Origin of the sequence: Bacillus sp. CH140a_4T (assembly GCF_008923725.1) — a bacterium.
Classification (GTDB): Bacteria; Bacillota; Bacilli; order Bacillales; family Bacillaceae_G; genus Bacillus_A.
Map to the genome: position 1 here is coordinate 378,600 of NZ_WBPF01000016.1, position 15,381 is coordinate 393,980.

The window sequence follows — 15,381 nt, forward strand, 5'->3', positions numbered from 1 at the left end:
GACCAAAGTTGGTCCTCTTTTTTAATGTAAATTCGTAATGTTTTGCAACTGCTCCTGCATTTCACGTAGCTGAACTTTTTCAGCTGTTGAAGAGTTTGCATAAGCAGAGTGCAAAGCGTTTTTTGCTCTATAAACGAGATCTTGTTGTTCGGTGCCGCTTGAACAAGATACGGCATTTGCAACAGCATCTCTAGCTTGTTGGAATAGTAAGTTCCCCATTTAGACCCCTCCAAAAGAAGAGTTACTTCTCGCTTTTTCTGCCTCAGCTAATGTACCACGGTACGGGAATCTTGCATCATGCTTCATTACAGCATCGGCTCCTTGTTGGATAAAACGTTTTGATTTGTTCTTTTTACCCATTCGAAAAACCCCCTTTATTTAGCTGAAAACAATCGACGCGCTGACTTTTGCGTCTAATAATAGTATGAGCGTTTGGCGAGAAACTATAAGCAGGGAATTTTTAGATTACAATCCAAGAACCTCTTCTAAATATAGTGCAATACCATCTTCTTCATTCGTTAATGTCGTATGGTTTGCGAGTGATTTTAATTCAGGAATTGCATTACCCATTGCGATGCCGTGACCAGCAAATTCAATCATTTCAAAGTCGTTATCTTCATCACCGAAAGCGATAATTCGCTCTTGTGGAATGTTGTAATGACTAGAAATTTTTTGTAATCCGACAGCTTTATTTAACCCGCTTTTTACAATTTCAATAATCGGCCAAGGTGCGCCCCATTTTCTATGGTCGATTACTTCAGCATGCATATCAGTTAAATGTTGACGAATTGCACTAGAATGCTCGTCATGTGCGTCAATTAATAAGCAAGTTGGATGGTCGTTTAAAATATTTAATAAGTCTCCTGTAAAAATCTTTGGAGAGCCGAATTCGAAAATATGTTTTTTATCTTCATCAATTTCACGAACATACACATCGTCCATTACTTCAGCGTATATATTTCTTACGCCAAAATCAAAGCAAGCTCGGACAATTTCTTGGGCTGTTGCTAGCTCAAGAGGAGAGTGATGTGTGCCCCACTTTGAATCAAGAGGATGATGTACGTAAGCGCCATTAAAGTTTACGATTGGTGTATTAAGGCCAAGTTCTTTATAGTAATCATAGCTAGCTCGGAATGGACGTCCTGTTGAAATAACGACAATATGTCCTTGTTCCTTTGCCTTTGCAATTGTATGTTTTGTTCGAGTGGAAATTATTTTGTTGTCTGTTAATAAAGTACCGTCTAAGTCTAAGGCGATTAAATGCTGTTTGTTCATAATTTCACCTCTTATAATAATTTTTTTGTTTTTATCTGTATTTCCGTTTTAATATGCAGAAATAAGAGGTTAAACTGGATGAGAACACCAAAGATGGAAAGTTCACTATATATCCATCTTACGTCGCAAAGTGCTGTGGTGTCTACTATTTCTCGCTGGAAATTAAGAAAAGTCAACATCTTTTTAGAAAGTTCAAACAATGTTTCTTTCATTATGTACAAATTGTGAAAAGGGTTACATTGCTCGTATGAAGAGGCTTATAATGAACATGTAATCTTCTCGTATATGTTTGACTCTCCTTTGAAGCTGGCCTATAGTAGGTTGGTTTCTTTTTTTTCTACAAACAGGAAAGAAATCCCTTCCTAAGTTTGTGTCATTCATGTATATGTACAAGAACGAAATGTAGTACTTGTTTCCTAAACATGACAGAAAAGCTTTCGTTTAAAATGGATATACTAATGAGGCAAAGACGTCATGGAAGGAGAATGGAAATGGGACAAAATCGCAGGTTTCGTTCTGGGCAAAAAGCGCCGAATGATGGCATTTACGTAGAAATTGGTGAAACAGGAAGTATGGTGAAAGACCCGCAAATGGTGAAATTAACTGCGGGTGAAAAGTTTCCAGATAACACGAATCATAACCGTCAGTGGACATATAAAAGAAAACCGTAACAGAAGCCGCAATCATTATTGCGGCTTTTTTGTCATTGCATATTATAATTTCATTTACCACTTCTATAATGAATGTTCCTGTTTTCTTTTTCTAATAATAAGTTTGAAAATACATAAGCAAAATTATTGTATAAAAAAGTCAGTTGGCGTATAATCAAATCAAAGGTCAAAGAAAGTCAAACGTTTGGAGGACTGTAAAGATGGACTTAAATCAAATGACAACAAAAACACAAGAGGCGATTATGAGTGCACAATCTTTAGCGGTATCTCATCATCATCAAGAAGTAGATACTGTTCATCTCTTGTTTACATTATTAGAAGAGCAAGATGGGTTAGCAGTGCGTATTTTTCAAAAAATGAATGTCGATATAGAAGCGTTAAAACAAGGCGCTGAAAGTTTAATTAAGAAAAAGCCCTCTGTAACGGGAAGCGGTGCAGAAGCAGGTAAATTATATATAACAGGTGCTCTGCAACAACTACTTGTAAGAGCAGGAAAAGAAGCAGAGAAATTGCAAGATGACTACATTTCAGTTGAACATGTACTACTTGCTTTTTCTGAAGAAAAAGGCGATATAAATCAATTACTTACAAGATTTCATATTACGAAAGATAATTTATTACAGTCTTTAATGACAGTTCGGGGGAATCAAAGAGTGACTAGTCAAAATCCAGAAGCAACTTATGAAGCGTTAGAAAAATATGGCCGTGATTTAGTGGCGGAAGTAAGAGCGGGGAAAATTGACCCTGTTATTGGCCGCGATAGTGAAATTCGCCGTGTAATTCGCATTCTTTCACGTAAAACGAAAAATAACCCAGTTTTAATTGGTGAGCCAGGTGTTGGTAAAACAGCAATCGTTGAAGGATTAGCGCAGCGTATTGTGAAAAAGGATGTACCAGAAGGGTTAAAAGATAGAACCATCTTTGCATTAGATATGAGTGCGCTTGTAGCTGGAGCGAAATTCCGTGGTGAGTTTGAAGAGCGCCTGCAAGCTGTATTAAATGAAATTAAAAAGAGTGAAGGCCGCATTTTATTATTCATTGATGAACTTCATACAATCGTCGGCGCTGGTAAAACAGAAGGTGCGATGGACGCAGGAAATATGTTAAAACCGATGCTTGCGCGTGGTGAACTGCATTGCATTGGGGCGACAACGTTAGATGAATATCGTAAATATATTGAGAAAGATCCAGCCCTAGAAAGACGTTTCCAACAAGTATTAGCAGAAGAACCAACTGTTGAAGATACAATTTCCATTTTACGCGGCTTAAGAGAGCGTTTTGAAATTTATCACGGTGTAAATATTCATGACCGTGCGATTGTAGCAGCATCTGTTTTATCAGATCGATATATTTCGGATCGTTTCTTACCAGATAAAGCAATTGATCTTGTTGACGAAGCGTGTGCAACGATTCGAACAGAGATTGATTCTATGCCAACAGAATTAGATGAAGTAACGCGCCGCATTATGCAACTGGAAATTGAAGAAGCAGCTCTTGGAAAAGAGAAGGACTTTGGTAGCCAAGAACGTCTAAAAACGTTGCAACGTGAATTATCGGATTTAAAAGAAGTTGCAAGTGGTATGAGAGCGAAATGGGAGAAAGAAAAAGAAGATATTCACAAAGTTCGTGACTTACGTGAACATTTAGAGCGTCTGCGCCGCGAATTAGAAGAGGCAGAAGGTAATTACGATTTAAATAAAGCAGCGGAACTTCGCCATGGGAAAATTCCTGCGATTGAAAAAGAGTTAAAAGAAGCGGAAGAAATGGGCGCGCATAATAAACAAGAAAATCGTTTATTACGTGAGGAAGTCAGTGAAGAAGAGATTGCTGATATTGTTTCACGCTGGACTGGTATTCCTGTCGCAAAACTTGTTGAAGGGGAGCGTGAGAAATTACTACGCTTAGAGCAAATTTTATCAGAGCGTGTCATCGGACAAGAGGAAGCGGTAAGCTTAGTATCAGACGCAGTTCTTCGTGCACGCGCTGGTATTAAAGACCCGAACCGTCCAATTGGTTCCTTCATTTTCTTAGGACCGACAGGTGTTGGTAAAACAGAACTTGCAAAAACGTTAGCGCAGTCTTTATTCGATAGTGAAGAGCAAATGATTCGTATCGACATGTCTGAGTATATGGAGAAACACGCTGTGTCACGCTTAATTGGTGCGCCTCCTGGATATGTTGGATATGAAGAGGGCGGTCAATTAACAGAAGCAGTAAGACGTAAACCGTATTCAGTTATTTTGTTAGACGAAATCGAAAAAGCACATCCAGAAGTATTTAACATTTTATTACAAATGTTAGATGATGGACGCATTACAGATTCGCAAGGACGTACAGTAGACTTTAAAAACACGGTTATTATTATGACTTCAAATATTGGATCTGCTCATTTGTTAGATGGATTAGAAGCAGATGGCTCAATTAAAGAGGAATCAAGGGAACTTGTAATGGGACAATTAAGAGGACATTTCCGACCAGAGTTTTTAAACCGTGTCGATGAAATTATTTTATTCAAACCTCTTACAACGAATGAAATTAAAGGTATTGTTGATAAAATTGTAAAAGAATTACAAGGTCGTTTAGCTGACCGTCATATTACAGTAGAATTAACAAACGCAGCGAAAGAATTTGTTGTAGAAGCTGGCTTTGATCCGATGTACGGAGCTCGTCCATTAAAACGATATGTACAGCGTCAAGTTGAGACGAAATTAGCGAGAGAATTAATTGCAGGAACGATTACTGACAATAGTCATGTAGTGGTTGATGTAGAAAATAACGAATTAGTCGTTCATGTAAAGTAAAATAAAAAAGAGTTCGGATAAAATCCGGACTCTTTTTTTAGTGTTGTTCTACTGGCTCGTTTGGAATTGCAGCTGAAATTGCTAGTACTAATACCGCAAGAACAACTGAGAAAATAGACGCTTGGTTAAAATCGTATGTACCGCCAGTCATAGAGCCGATTACGTAGCTCATCATATGTACAAGCGCGAACGACCAAATTAATGCCCAAATGAAACGCATATTTTACACCTCTATTCGTTCAATCTGTCCTTATTGTAACACAATTGAAAAAAGAATATAGAAAAATATTTGTAGATTTTTCAACGCAAATTTGCATTCCGTTCATACATTATAGAAGAGTACTTTTATACGTTTAGAAAATAAGGCGGGGGAAAAATGAGTATTACGGAACGTTTTTTTTACTTAGAAAAAGAACCATGTGTCATTTATTTACCGGAGAAGCCAAATGGATTTTCTGTAATGCTTCTTGGTGATTACAACTACTTTATTGAGAATGGTACAAGTTTATGGACACAGCATGCAGGAAGATCTTATTTTTTACATGGCCTTATTGAGGAAGGCTACACGGTCTTTTCTTCTAATTTATACGGAAGGCATTGGGGAAACGACCAATCTGTTCGTTTAGCAAAACGCTTATATGATGTTGTTTTGAGAAAAGAGACATTAAATGCGAAAATGCACATTATGGCAGATGGTATGGGGGCACTTGTAGCACTTGAAATGATGAACAAATACCCTGAATGTATACGCTCTGTCATTATGTTAAATCCGTGTTTAGATTTACCAGAATATGTGGAGTTTGAGAAAGAGCATAAGTTTTTTTACAAAAGATTAGTGAAGGAATTAAGTTTGGCGTATGATTCCAAAGAAGAAGAATTGGAGTCCAAAATAAATAAGAAAACATTTACGCTTCTTCCATCTTGTGTGCCTGTTAAAGTTTTCGTATCAACACAAGAAAAAAGAGGGAGAAAACAGTTGTTACGTAAATATGAGAAAATGAGGCAATTCAATCAATGCGATACTTCTGTCCTATTCCATCTGCAAGATGTGAAATATAAAATGGTTAGGCAAACGACTGATTTCTTTAAAAAATATGAAGAAGAATTGTGAAGCTCCCATATACATAAATGAGGAGCTATTTGTTTCAAGGAGAAAGGGTTGGTGGTATGGAGCGCGTGCTAATTATAGGTGCACTTACGTTTGTAGGTTATCACCTTGTGAATAAAATGATTGCAGAGGAAGTAGAAGTGTACGGTCTTGATTTTGATGAATTCGAGAATATGACAAAAATTAATGAAGAGAAGTTATTGTTAATTGGGCGAAATGCGTTATTTACGTATTATTCGATAAGAGATGAAGATGGATGGAGATCAGTAGAAGAAGAGAAGTTCGATACGGTTTACTTTTGCTTGTATGAGCCAAATCAACAAAATGGCTTTCGGAATGAAAGAGTTATATTACAGTATTTAAAGCGGATTATAAGGCTGTGTGCAGAACAGAAATTGAAGTTAAATCTAATTTCCTCTATTGAAATAGGGAACGCAGATGAATCTGAAAATAAACGTCTATTTTCGAAAGTGGAAGAAGGATTGAAAAAAGGAGAGGCACAATATAGTGTATTTCGAGTTCCTACATTATATGGACCATGGCAACCATCTTTTATGATATATCATCAGCTCATTTTATCAGAACTGGATGAGAAAGAGTGCCATTATGTGAGCGAAGAAGACGGAAGTGATCTACTGTACGTGGAAGATGTATGTGAATACTTATGGGAAAATGGATTGAACGAGGAGCATTTTGGCATATACAATTTACTTAGTGGTAAAAAATCATTATGGAAAAAAGGTATGAACCGTTTACGTGCAGAGGATAAAGTGAATAAAGAGAATGAGGGAGAAAGAGATGAAACTGTAGAGGTTATTTCGATAAAAAGAAATACCCCGTTAGAATACGGTTTAAATAAACAATTGGCACATATGAAAAAATATAAAGAGTTATACGAAGGGTAACGAGCGTGTTACACTATGTATGTGAAAGTTTTAATGGAGAGGAAGAACGTAATATGAATGAGAAAAGCATGCAATTTTTACAAATCGCAATGAAGCATTTACCAGAAGCAAAGGCCATCTTAGATTCGAATGGAATTGCGCTTGATATGGAGAAAGCACAACCAGTATTAGAGTTATTGATGAAAGTTATGAACGAAGCATATGAGCTTGGGAAAGCAGAAAAAGAATAAAAAGCTAAAGCATCTTTTTAGATGGAAGAAAGGCTCGAACCGTAGATAGAAGCGGTCAGGGCCTTTTTTTATTCTCGACTGGGGCAAAACCAGAGATATGAAGAGGATAAAGGAAAAGTAGTGAGGAGAACTCCTTAGTTTAGAAGGAAAGCAGATCAAGAATAAAAAGCATCTTTTTAGGTGGAAGAGAGGCCCGAAACGCAAATAGAAGCGGTTCGGGCTTTTTTATATTTCGAAAGAAGCAGGGAAAGGTATGTTTCTGTTTCTTTTAATAAACAATAAAGTGAATAATGCTCTTGCTTTATGTTTTAGCTGAAATATATTCTAGACAAAAATACATTTATGTTTTAAAATTAGTACCAAGTCATAATAATTGATATAAAACGGAGGGCTGCGATGTGAACGTGGGCATTTTAGGGATCGGAAGATATGTGCCAGAAAAAGTAGTCACAAATCACGATTTAGAGAAAATAATGGATACATCCGATGAATGGATACGTACGAGAACGGGAATTGCAGAAAGACGCATTGCCGATGATACAATAGATACTTCATATATGGCCGTAGAGGCTGCTATAAAAGCACTTGAAGATGCAGGGGTTAGCGGAGAGGAAATCGATCTTATTTTAGTGGCAACAGTAACACCAGATCGTGCATTTCCAGCGGTAGCTTGTGTCATTCAAGAAGCGATTGGAGCGAAACATGCAGCTGCAATGGATGTAGGTGCAGCATGTGCTGGTTTTATGTACGGAATGATTACAGCGCAGCAATTTATTCAAACGGGAACTTATAAAAATGTATTAGTAGTTGGTAGTGATAAACTATCTAAAATTGTAGACTGGAATGATCGCAATACAGCAGTACTATTTGGAGACGGAGCCGGCGCTATCGTAATGGGAGCTGTTTCAGAAGGAAGAGGCGTTCTATCTTTCGAATTAGGAGCAGACGGAAGTGGCGGTAAGCATCTATATCAAGACGAGTATGTTATGATGAATGGCAGAGAAGTCTTTAAATTTGCAGTTCGTCAACTTGGTGAATCTTGTCTTCGCGTGCTGGATAAAGCTGGTCTTACGAAAGAGGATGTGGATTTCTTAGTACCGCATCAAGCGAATATTCGTATTATGGAATCTGCAAGAGAGAGATTAAATTTACCACAAGAAAAAATGAGTATGACAATTGAAAAGTTTGGTAATACATCAGCTTCTTCAATTCCAATTGCAATGGTAGAGGAATTGCAAAATGGACGTATTCAAGATGGTGATTTAATTATACTTGTTGGTTTCGGCGGCGGATTAACATGGGGAGCAGTTGCTCTTCGTTGGGGTAAATAAGGACTGAGAGAAAAAAAGGAGTGTATTTTGTATGGAAAAAAAGAGGGTCGTAATTACAGGACTAGGAGCTGTTACACCGATCGGTACAGATGTTGAAACAGCGTGGGAAAACATTAAAAAGGGTGTATCTGGAATCGGACGACTTACAAGAATTGATCCGGAACTATTTCCAGCAAAAGTAGCAGCAGAAATTAACGACTTTGAAGTCGAGAAATATATTGATAAAAAAGAAGCGCGCCGTATGGATCGCTTTACACAATATGCAGTAGCAGCAGCGAAAATGGCAGTTGCAGATGCAAAGCTTGAAATTACAGAAGAAAACGGACCTCGAATTGGTGTATGGATTGGTTCTGGTATTGGCGGTATGGAAACATACGAAGAACAATTTAAGATTTTTACTGAGAAAGGTCCGCGCCGCGTGAGCCCATTCTTCGTACCAATGATGATCCCAGACATGGCAGCAGGTCAAGTATCGATCGCAACAGGAGCAAAAGGGATTAACACTTGTTCTGTAACGGCTTGTGCATCTGGTGCAAACTCAATTGGTGATGCGTTTAAAGCAATTCAGCGCGGTGATGCTGATGCAATGATAACAGGCGGAGCAGAAGCGCCGTTGACAAGTATGGCATTTGCCGGATTTAGTTCAGCGAAAGCATTAACATTTAATGAAGATCCAGCAACAGCTTGCCGTCCATTTGATAAAAACCGTAGCGGTTTCGTAATGGGTGAAGGTTCAGGTATTTTAATTCTTGAAGAATTAGAGCACGCATTAGCTCGTGGTGCTCACATTTATGCGGAAATCGCTGGTTACGGTGCAACTGGTGATGCATTCCATATTACAATGCCGGCTCCTGGCGGTGAAGGTGGCGTGCGTGCAATGCGTCAAGCTTTAGCGGACGCAGGTCTACAGCCAGAAGATATTGATTACATTAATGCGCACGGTACAAGTACGGATGCGAATGAAAAGTATGAAACGATGGCAATTAAAGAAACGTTCGGTGAGCACGCGTATAAAGTAGCGATTAGCTCAACGAAATCAATGACAGGTCACTTATTAGGAGCAGCTGGTGCTGTTGAAGCGATCTTCTCAATTAAATCAATTACAGACGGAGTAATTCCTCCAACAATTAACTATGAAACACCAGATCCAGAATGTGACTTAGATTATGTACCGAATAAAGCGAGACAACAAGAAGTAAATGCAGTATTAAGTAACTCACTAGGATTCGGTGGTCATAACGCAGTATTAGTATTTAAATCGTATAAATAATAGATAAAATGAGGAGTTTTTTCGTAGCATATTGCGAAAAAACTCCTTATTTATTTTTACGCCTTTTTCTCTTTTTGCATATACATAAGAAAAAGGAGGGATAAAGATGGGGATTGTTGAAACTGCTGAGTGGTTACATCTATATTATGGACGGCCAGAAAAGCTGTGTGAGAAGTTTACGAAGTATGTCCCGCTGCCAAAAGAAAGGTTGTATCGCTTTTTAATTTCTAAAGGTATGTATCGCCCGGTTATGCGAGGAGAACAAGAAATTAAAGAGTTAGAGAAGAAGGGAATTTGGAAAGAGTTACGTATGGAGTATGAGAAACTGAAAAATTGGTTAAAAGGTCCGGATGTCCCTGTCTTTATTTTATTATCAGATTCCTATAATCGAACTGTACAAGAAGAGTATAACGGTAGAGCTGGATTATCTATGCGTCACGTTATTTTCTTATTCGTATGTGGACGGAATTCGGTGGAAGAATTAAAAGTGTTATTGGCACATGAATATCATCACATATGCAGGTTACATCAAATTGAGACGAAAGAAACAGAATATACATTACTTGATACGATGATTATGGAAGGGCTAGCTGAGCAAGCGGTAACGGAAAGATATTCAGAAAAAAACAATGCACCGTGGACGACGTATCTTTCAAAAGAAGAGGCTGTTTATTATTGGAAAAACGTTGTGCATGAAAGAATAAGTATAAAACGAGGAACAAGGGAGCACGACATCTTATTAAATGGATTTCACTCTTATCCGAAGATGCTTGGCTATGCACTTGGATTTCATATTGTCAAAGATTGTGTAGCTTCCGCATCTGTAGATACACTTTCTTTATTATCTATAGATGCGAAAGAAATATTGAATAAAGCAAATACATTTCATATATAAAAAACAGGAGCTCTATTTCCTGTTTTTTTATTATTAATAGAAGAAAAAATAATAATTAGAATATATTTCCTTAGGTGGAATAAAGTTTAGCAAAATTGAACATAATGATTGATACAAACAGTAGTGAAGTGAGGGGTAGTGAATGTTATATCTACATGATGTATGGATAAATTGGTTTGAAGGTGAAGAGAATGGGTATAACGTTTGTCATTTTTACGAATGGCGAAAAGATGATACGATTGAGCTATTAGATCAAGTGCCATTATTAAAAGTAGATTCCACATTATATCATTACATCGAGGACGAATTGTTAGAGCTTCCGCAAAAATTGTTGGAAGACGTACATCATAAGGCTTATATTCGTAAAAATCATGAACGTTTGCAGCAAGAGTATTGCTTTGTTGTTACAGATGGAAAAGGAATTATTGCGATTGACACAATTGGTTACAATGTACCAATTCGAAAAAGTAGACTTATACCGCGCCAAGAGCAGATGGTATATGAGATGGTAGAAAGCGTACAAGCAGAAAAGTATGAGTTCCAAGTAGAAGAAATAGAAAAAGAACATCATATTTTATCACCATCACCTTTCATTATGAATGGCTTAACTCGTAAAGAAAGGCAGCTGAAACAATTATTATTTATGGCGTTAGATCAATTACATACAACGAAAAACACAGCAGAAATTCGCTATTGGTTCACAGAGTGGGATCCATCAGCATACGGAATGGTTCAACATATGGAATTTGAAGATATTTGGGCAAGACTGTACGATGAAGCGAAAACAGGCTGGTCTGAGAAGCACGAACAATTATGCGAGCGTCTCGTAAAAGGACAGCCATTTTTTGAAAAGTTATGGGAAATGGAAAACGAGCAAAAGGTAAATTAAAAAAACCGCCGATTGGCGGTTTTTTTAATTTGTTATAGCTTAGCTTCGGCGGCAAGAATGTTCGGTGGCTTCGCGCCTTCCTGCGAGGCAAAAGCGCCTCTACGTCAGGAGCTCCATCCCCCTCACATTCTAAGCGAGCCGCTTCCGCTTTATATGAAATCTAGCTCCGGCTCCTAGCCCTTCGCGTCTAAGAACCTTCCCCACGAGAAGGTAAAAAGCACCTTCTGTGGGAAAGAACCTTAGCCGTCAGGGCTAAACAGTCGCCTCCGCTTTATATGTTACCTACGTTTTCTACTTAGTCCCATTGCGTTTTCTACTTTGCGTAGTTGTTTGAATGCAACGCGGTTGGCTTTTTCGGCACCTTTGTCTAGAATTTCGTCTAGTTCTGGTGAGTTGATTAGTTCGTTATATTTGTCTTGGATTGGACGAATTGCTTCTACGACTACTTGTGCTAGGTCGCCTTTGAAGTCTCCGTATCCTTTTCCTTCGTACATTGCTTCGATTTCTTCAACTGTTTTTCCAGAGAATGAAGAGTAGATTGTTAATAAGTTAGAGATTCCAGGTTTGTTTTCTTTATCAAATTTCACAATACCTTCAGAATCAGTTACAGCACTTTTAATTTTCTTTTCAATTGTTTTTGGTTCATCAAGCATGCTGATCATTGATTTTGGATTTGGATCAGATTTACTCATTTTTTTCGTAGGTTCTGTTAATGACATAACGCGAGCTCCTACTTTTGGAATGCGAATTTCAGGAACAGTGAATACTTCACGGAAGCGTTTGTTGAAACGCTCTGCTAGGTCGCGTGTTAATTCCATATGTTGTTTTTGATCATCACCAACAGGTACGATTTCAGTGTTGTAAAGTAAAATATCAGCAGCCATTAATGGTGGATACGTTAGTAATCCAGCTGGAACTGAATCTCTACCCGATGCTTTATCTTTATATTGCGTCATACGCTCTAATTCTCCAACGTAAGCAACTGATTGCATAATCCATCCTAGTTGAGCGTGTGCTGGTACTTCTGATTGTACAAATAAAGTAGCTTTTTCAGGGTCGATGCCACATGCTACATAAAGTGCAGCAAGACTGCGGATGTTTTTACGAAGTTGTACGGGATCTTGAGGTACTGTAATCGCATGTTGGTTTACAATACAGAAATAACAGTCGTGTTCATTTTGAAGCTCTGTAAATTGCTTCATAGCTCCTAAATAGTTTCCAAGTGTAATCGTTCCACTCGGCTGAATACCAGAAAAGATAACTGACATAAGTAATTCCTCCTAAATTTGAATGCGTGATGGGGAAGAGAAGGCAAACAAAAAAGCCCATTCATCCCAAAAAACTATAGGGACGAATGGACCGCGGTACCACCCTAATTATTTCACTACTGTGAAATCTCTCTAATCCATAATAACGTTTGGATATAACGCCAAAGCCTACTACTTTCGGTTCGGTTTGGTGCTCAAAAGCCCATTCCATACTGTACAATTACTTGTTCACACCAGCCACAAGCTCTCTGAAATTGCCTCAATATGTACTCTTCTTTATCATCGCATACATATAAATTTATTTATTGTTACCTGAGCTCTTTTAATATGAAAGAACTAAAGTTTTATAACAAAATGTTTTGCTGATTATTATATCATATGGGATAGTGTTTGCAAACTACATCAAAATAGTAAAGCTAATGAGGGTCGAGAACAACCCAAGAACGATACCGGTAATACAAATTGGATACGTCCATTTGAATGAATATGTTTTATAAATACGTTCTTTCTTATCGACAGGTTCCTCTACTTCTTCAATTAAAGACTCAATTTTTTTGTTCGTACCAAATACTCTTTGGAAGGCGTAAATTGTTACATTGAAAAATCCATTTTGAAATATGAATAAAAAACCGCCAACAAGAATAAAAAATAGTGCGACATAAAACGATATATTGACAAAATTCAACAAAAATTGCGATGAAACGAGGAATGCGCCAATACTAGAAGCGATTATCGCTATGAAAATTAGTATACAAGTATGAAAAAAAACTTTATTCAAAATATTCCCCTCCGTCAAAATATTACTAGAATTATTATACTATAAAAGCTATAATATGTACTAGAATTAATTTTTTGAAAATTATACGCAATTAAAGGTCTGATTTCAAGATGATAGTAGCAATGTTAACCTATCCCTTTACAAAAAAATAAAAAAATAAACATTTTATTAAAAATTTTAACAAAAAAACAAAAAACTATATTCACAATTGTTATATTATATGTATAATGAAAATTGTAGAAACTTGGAGATTATTCTTTCAATTCTACTTTTTTACAAGTGAGGGTACAGGAAGTGCAATTAGGGGAGGCAACACAACATGAAGAAAAAGATACCGTTATTACTTGCATCGACGCTGACTGTCAGTATGTTAGGAGCTTGTAGTTACCAAAAAGAGGATAATAAAGCAGGCGCAAAAGAAAAATCCTCAAACAAGCAAGTGTTAAATTTAACTGAGACAGCTGAAATTCCAACTATGGATACGACGTTATCAACAGATGCAACATCTTCTAACATCATGAATAACACAATGGAAGGATTGTATCGTCTGGGGAAAGACGATAAACTTGTTCCAGGTGTCGCTAAATCTTATGAGAAATCAGAGGATGGCAAAAAGTATGTGTTTAAGTTACGTGAAGATGCGAAATGGTCTAATGGTGAACCTGTAACAGCGAAAGACTTCGTTTATTCTTGGAGAAGAGCTGTAGATTCAAATACGGGTGCCAAGTTTGCTTACATACTATTTGATGTTAAAAATGCGGAGAAAGTTAACAAAAAAGAATTGCCAGTTGAAGAACTTGGTGTAAAGGCAATTGATGATCATACACTTGAAGTGGAATTAGATAACCCTGTTCCTTATTTTGTAAGTTTAACAGTCTATCCAACTTTGTATCCTTTGAATGAGAAGTTTGTAACAGAACAAGGTGCAAAATTTGGATTAGAATCCAATACGACACTTTATAATGGTCCATTCGTATTAAATGAATGGAAGCATGAACAAAGTTTCCAACTGAAGAAGAATCCAACGTATTGGGAAAATAAAGAAGTAAAACTTGAGGAAATAAACTTCAATATTGTTAAGGATCGTTCAACTGCTATAAATTTATATGAAACGAAAGCAATTGATCGTGTAGTCTTAACATCAGAGTTTGTAGATAAATACAAATCAGATGCTGACTTTAAAACGATTAAGAGACCATCTACACAATTTATTCGCTTAAATGAAAAGAATAAATTTTTAGCAAATAAAAATATCCGAAAAGCAATTGCAATGTCCTTTGAACGTGAAAACATCGGGAAAGTGATCTTAAACGATGGTTCAGAAGGAATATATGGTTTTGTTCCGAAAGGCTTAGCAAAAGGTCCGAATGGAAAAGACTTCCGTGAAGAAAACGGAAAGCTTATAAAAGAGGATATTAAAGAAGCGCAAAAATACTGGGCAGCTGGTAAAAAAGAACTTGGTGTAGACAAGGTAGAGTTAGAGCTATTAAACTTTGATACTGATGATGCGAAAAAAATCGGAGAGTATTTAAAAGGCCAATTTGAAAAGAACTTACCAGGTTTAACAGTTTCAACAAAAATGCAGCCATTTGCACAAAAATTAAAACTTGAAGCAAGTGGAGATTATGCGATGTCGTATGCGGGATGGAGCCCAGACTATATGGACCCAATGTCATTCCTTGAAATGTATACGACAGGTAATGCGCAAAACAAAGTAAATTATGCAAATGCAGCATATGATGATTTAATTAAAAAAGCGAAAACAGAAGTTGATGTACAAGCTCGTTGGGATGCGCTATTAAAGGCAGAAAAACAATTGCTTGAAGACGCAGCGATTGCTCCAGTATATCAACCTGGAAAAGCATATTTACAACGCGGTTCAATTACTGGCCTATTAGAACATAAATATGGCGGGGAATTTAGCTACAAGTGGGTTGAACTCAAAAACTAAAAATGGTTT

General features: G+C 37.1%; 16 protein-coding genes and 1 other annotated feature. Of the genes, 10 read left to right on the forward strand and 6 right to left on the reverse strand.

Annotated features, from left to right (window positions below; all coding sequences use genetic code 11):
• Positions 1-21: 21 nt before the first annotated feature.
• From F8162_RS17410 to F8162_RS17420, 3 genes are all read right to left on the reverse strand, one after another.
• Complete coding sequence (locus F8162_RS17410; protein ID WP_000527398.1) at positions 22-219, reverse strand: DUF3813 domain-containing protein; 198 nt, start codon at positions 217-219, stop codon at positions 22-24.
• Positions 220-360: a hypothetical protein gene (locus F8162_RS17415; protein ID WP_000516816.1), complete on the reverse strand. Its 141-nt coding sequence runs from the start codon at positions 358-360 to the stop codon at positions 220-222.
• A gap of 105 nt (positions 361-465) precedes the next feature.
• Positions 466-1,275, reverse strand: coding sequence for a Cof-type HAD-IIB family hydrolase (locus F8162_RS17420; RefSeq protein WP_151631323.1), 810 nt, complete (start codon positions 1,273-1,275; stop codon positions 466-468).
• Positions 1,276-1,766: 491 nt separating this feature from the next.
• Here F8162_RS17420 and F8162_RS17425 point away from each other — a divergent pair, with 491 nt between their 5' ends.
• Both F8162_RS17425 and clpB read left to right on the forward strand, forming a co-directional pair.
• Positions 1,767-1,946 (forward strand): YjzC family protein, encoded by a 180-nt coding sequence (locus F8162_RS17425; RefSeq protein WP_000531421.1) that lies wholly within the window; start codon positions 1,767-1,769, stop codon positions 1,944-1,946.
• Between the two features lie 200 nt (positions 1,947-2,146).
• On the forward strand, positions 2,147-4,747 hold the full coding sequence (clpB, locus tag F8162_RS17430) for an ATP-dependent chaperone ClpB (protein WP_151631322.1): 2,601 nt from the start codon (positions 2,147-2,149) through the stop codon (positions 4,745-4,747).
• A gap of 37 nt (positions 4,748-4,784) precedes the next feature.
• Here the strand turns inward: clpB and F8162_RS17435 are convergent, their stop codons facing one another.
• Positions 4,785-4,967: a YjzD family protein gene (locus tag F8162_RS17435; RefSeq protein WP_001211112.1), complete on the reverse strand. Its 183-nt coding sequence runs from the start codon at positions 4,965-4,967 to the stop codon at positions 4,785-4,787.
• Between the two features lie 156 nt (positions 4,968-5,123).
• On the opposite strand from F8162_RS17435, the gene F8162_RS17440 reads away from it, so the two are divergent.
• From F8162_RS17440 to F8162_RS17470, 7 genes are all read left to right on the forward strand, one after another.
• Positions 5,124-5,858 carry a hydrolase gene (locus tag F8162_RS17440; RefSeq protein WP_061678725.1) on the forward strand — a complete coding sequence of 245 codons (735 nt, stop codon included), beginning with the start codon at positions 5,124-5,126 and terminating at the stop codon, positions 5,856-5,858.
• Positions 5,859-5,887: 29 nt separating this feature from the next.
• Positions 5,888-6,760, forward strand: coding sequence for an NAD-dependent epimerase/dehydratase family protein (locus tag F8162_RS17445; RefSeq protein WP_151631321.1), 873 nt, complete (start codon positions 5,888-5,890; stop codon positions 6,758-6,760).
• 53 nt (positions 6,761-6,813) lie between these two features.
• Positions 6,814-6,990, forward strand: coding sequence for a ComZ family protein (locus F8162_RS17450; RefSeq protein WP_048559636.1), 177 nt, complete (start codon positions 6,814-6,816; stop codon positions 6,988-6,990).
• Positions 6,991-7,388: 398 nt separating this feature from the next.
• A complete protein-coding gene (gene fabH, locus F8162_RS17455) occupies positions 7,389-8,321 on the forward strand; it encodes a beta-ketoacyl-ACP synthase III (RefSeq protein ID WP_151631320.1) in 933 nt (310 codons plus the stop codon).
• A 31-nt stretch (positions 8,322-8,352) separates the two neighbouring features.
• Positions 8,353-9,591 (forward strand): beta-ketoacyl-ACP synthase II, encoded by a 1,239-nt coding sequence (fabF, locus tag F8162_RS17460; protein ID WP_000412643.1) that lies wholly within the window; start codon positions 8,353-8,355, stop codon positions 9,589-9,591.
• 106 nt (positions 9,592-9,697) lie between these two features.
• Positions 9,698-10,486 carry a DUF2268 domain-containing protein gene (locus F8162_RS17465; protein WP_151631319.1) on the forward strand — a complete coding sequence of 263 codons (789 nt, stop codon included), beginning with the start codon at positions 9,698-9,700 and terminating at the stop codon, positions 10,484-10,486.
• A 142-nt stretch (positions 10,487-10,628) separates the two neighbouring features.
• Positions 10,629-11,375, forward strand: a complete 747-nt coding sequence (locus F8162_RS17470; RefSeq protein WP_151631318.1) for a YjbA family protein — start codon at positions 10,629-10,631, stop codon at positions 11,373-11,375.
• 278 nt (positions 11,376-11,653) lie between these two features.
• On the opposite strand, the gene trpS is transcribed toward F8162_RS17470, so the two are convergent.
• Positions 11,654-12,643, reverse strand: a complete 990-nt coding sequence (gene trpS, locus F8162_RS17475) for a tryptophan--tRNA ligase (protein WP_098254665.1) — start codon at positions 12,641-12,643, stop codon at positions 11,654-11,656.
• 75 nt (positions 12,644-12,718) lie between these two features.
• Positions 12,719-12,935: a binding site (T-box leader), on the reverse strand.
• Between the two features lie 105 nt (positions 12,936-13,040).
• Positions 13,041-13,421 carry a DUF3899 domain-containing protein gene (locus F8162_RS17480; RefSeq protein WP_001044993.1) on the reverse strand — a complete coding sequence of 127 codons (381 nt, stop codon included), beginning with the start codon at positions 13,419-13,421 and terminating at the stop codon, positions 13,041-13,043.
• A gap of 319 nt (positions 13,422-13,740) precedes the next feature.
• On the opposite strand from F8162_RS17480, the gene F8162_RS17490 reads away from it, so the two are divergent.
• Positions 13,741-15,372: a peptide ABC transporter substrate-binding protein gene (locus F8162_RS17490; RefSeq protein WP_151631317.1), complete on the forward strand. Its 1,632-nt coding sequence runs from the start codon at positions 13,741-13,743 to the stop codon at positions 15,370-15,372.
• The last annotated feature ends 9 nt before the right edge of the window (positions 15,373-15,381 follow it).

Bases quoted from the DNA above. Each gene is read 5' to 3' on its own strand.
- F8162_RS17410 (WP_000527398.1), bottom strand. From the start codon at position 219: ATGGGGAACTTACTATTCCAACAAGCTAGAGATGCTGTTGCAAATGCC.
- F8162_RS17415 (WP_000516816.1), bottom strand. From the start codon at position 360: ATGGGTAAAAAGAACAAATCAAAACGTTTTATCCAACAAGGAGCCGAT.
- F8162_RS17420 (WP_151631323.1), bottom strand. From the start codon at position 1,275: ATGAACAAACAGCATTTAATCGCCTTAGACTTAGACGGTACTTTATTA.
- F8162_RS17425 (WP_000531421.1), top strand. From the start codon at position 1,767: ATGGGACAAAATCGCAGGTTTCGTTCTGGGCAAAAAGCGCCGAATGAT.
- clpB (WP_151631322.1), top strand. From the start codon at position 2,147: ATGGACTTAAATCAAATGACAACAAAAACACAAGAGGCGATTATGAGT.
- F8162_RS17435 (WP_001211112.1), bottom strand. From the start codon at position 4,967: ATGCGTTTCATTTGGGCATTAATTTGGTCGTTCGCGCTTGTACATATG.
- F8162_RS17440 (WP_061678725.1), top strand. From the start codon at position 5,124: ATGAGTATTACGGAACGTTTTTTTTACTTAGAAAAAGAACCATGTGTC.
- F8162_RS17450 (WP_048559636.1), top strand. From the start codon at position 6,814: ATGAATGAGAAAAGCATGCAATTTTTACAAATCGCAATGAAGCATTTA.
- fabF (WP_000412643.1), top strand. From the start codon at position 8,353: ATGGAAAAAAAGAGGGTCGTAATTACAGGACTAGGAGCTGTTACACCG.
- F8162_RS17465 (WP_151631319.1), top strand. From the start codon at position 9,698: ATGGGGATTGTTGAAACTGCTGAGTGGTTACATCTATATTATGGACGG.
- F8162_RS17470 (WP_151631318.1), top strand. From the start codon at position 10,629: ATGTTATATCTACATGATGTATGGATAAATTGGTTTGAAGGTGAAGAG.
- trpS (WP_098254665.1), bottom strand. From the start codon at position 12,643: ATGTCAGTTATCTTTTCTGGTATTCAGCCGAGTGGAACGATTACACTT.
- F8162_RS17490 (WP_151631317.1), top strand. From the start codon at position 13,741: ATGAAGAAAAAGATACCGTTATTACTTGCATCGACGCTGACTGTCAGT.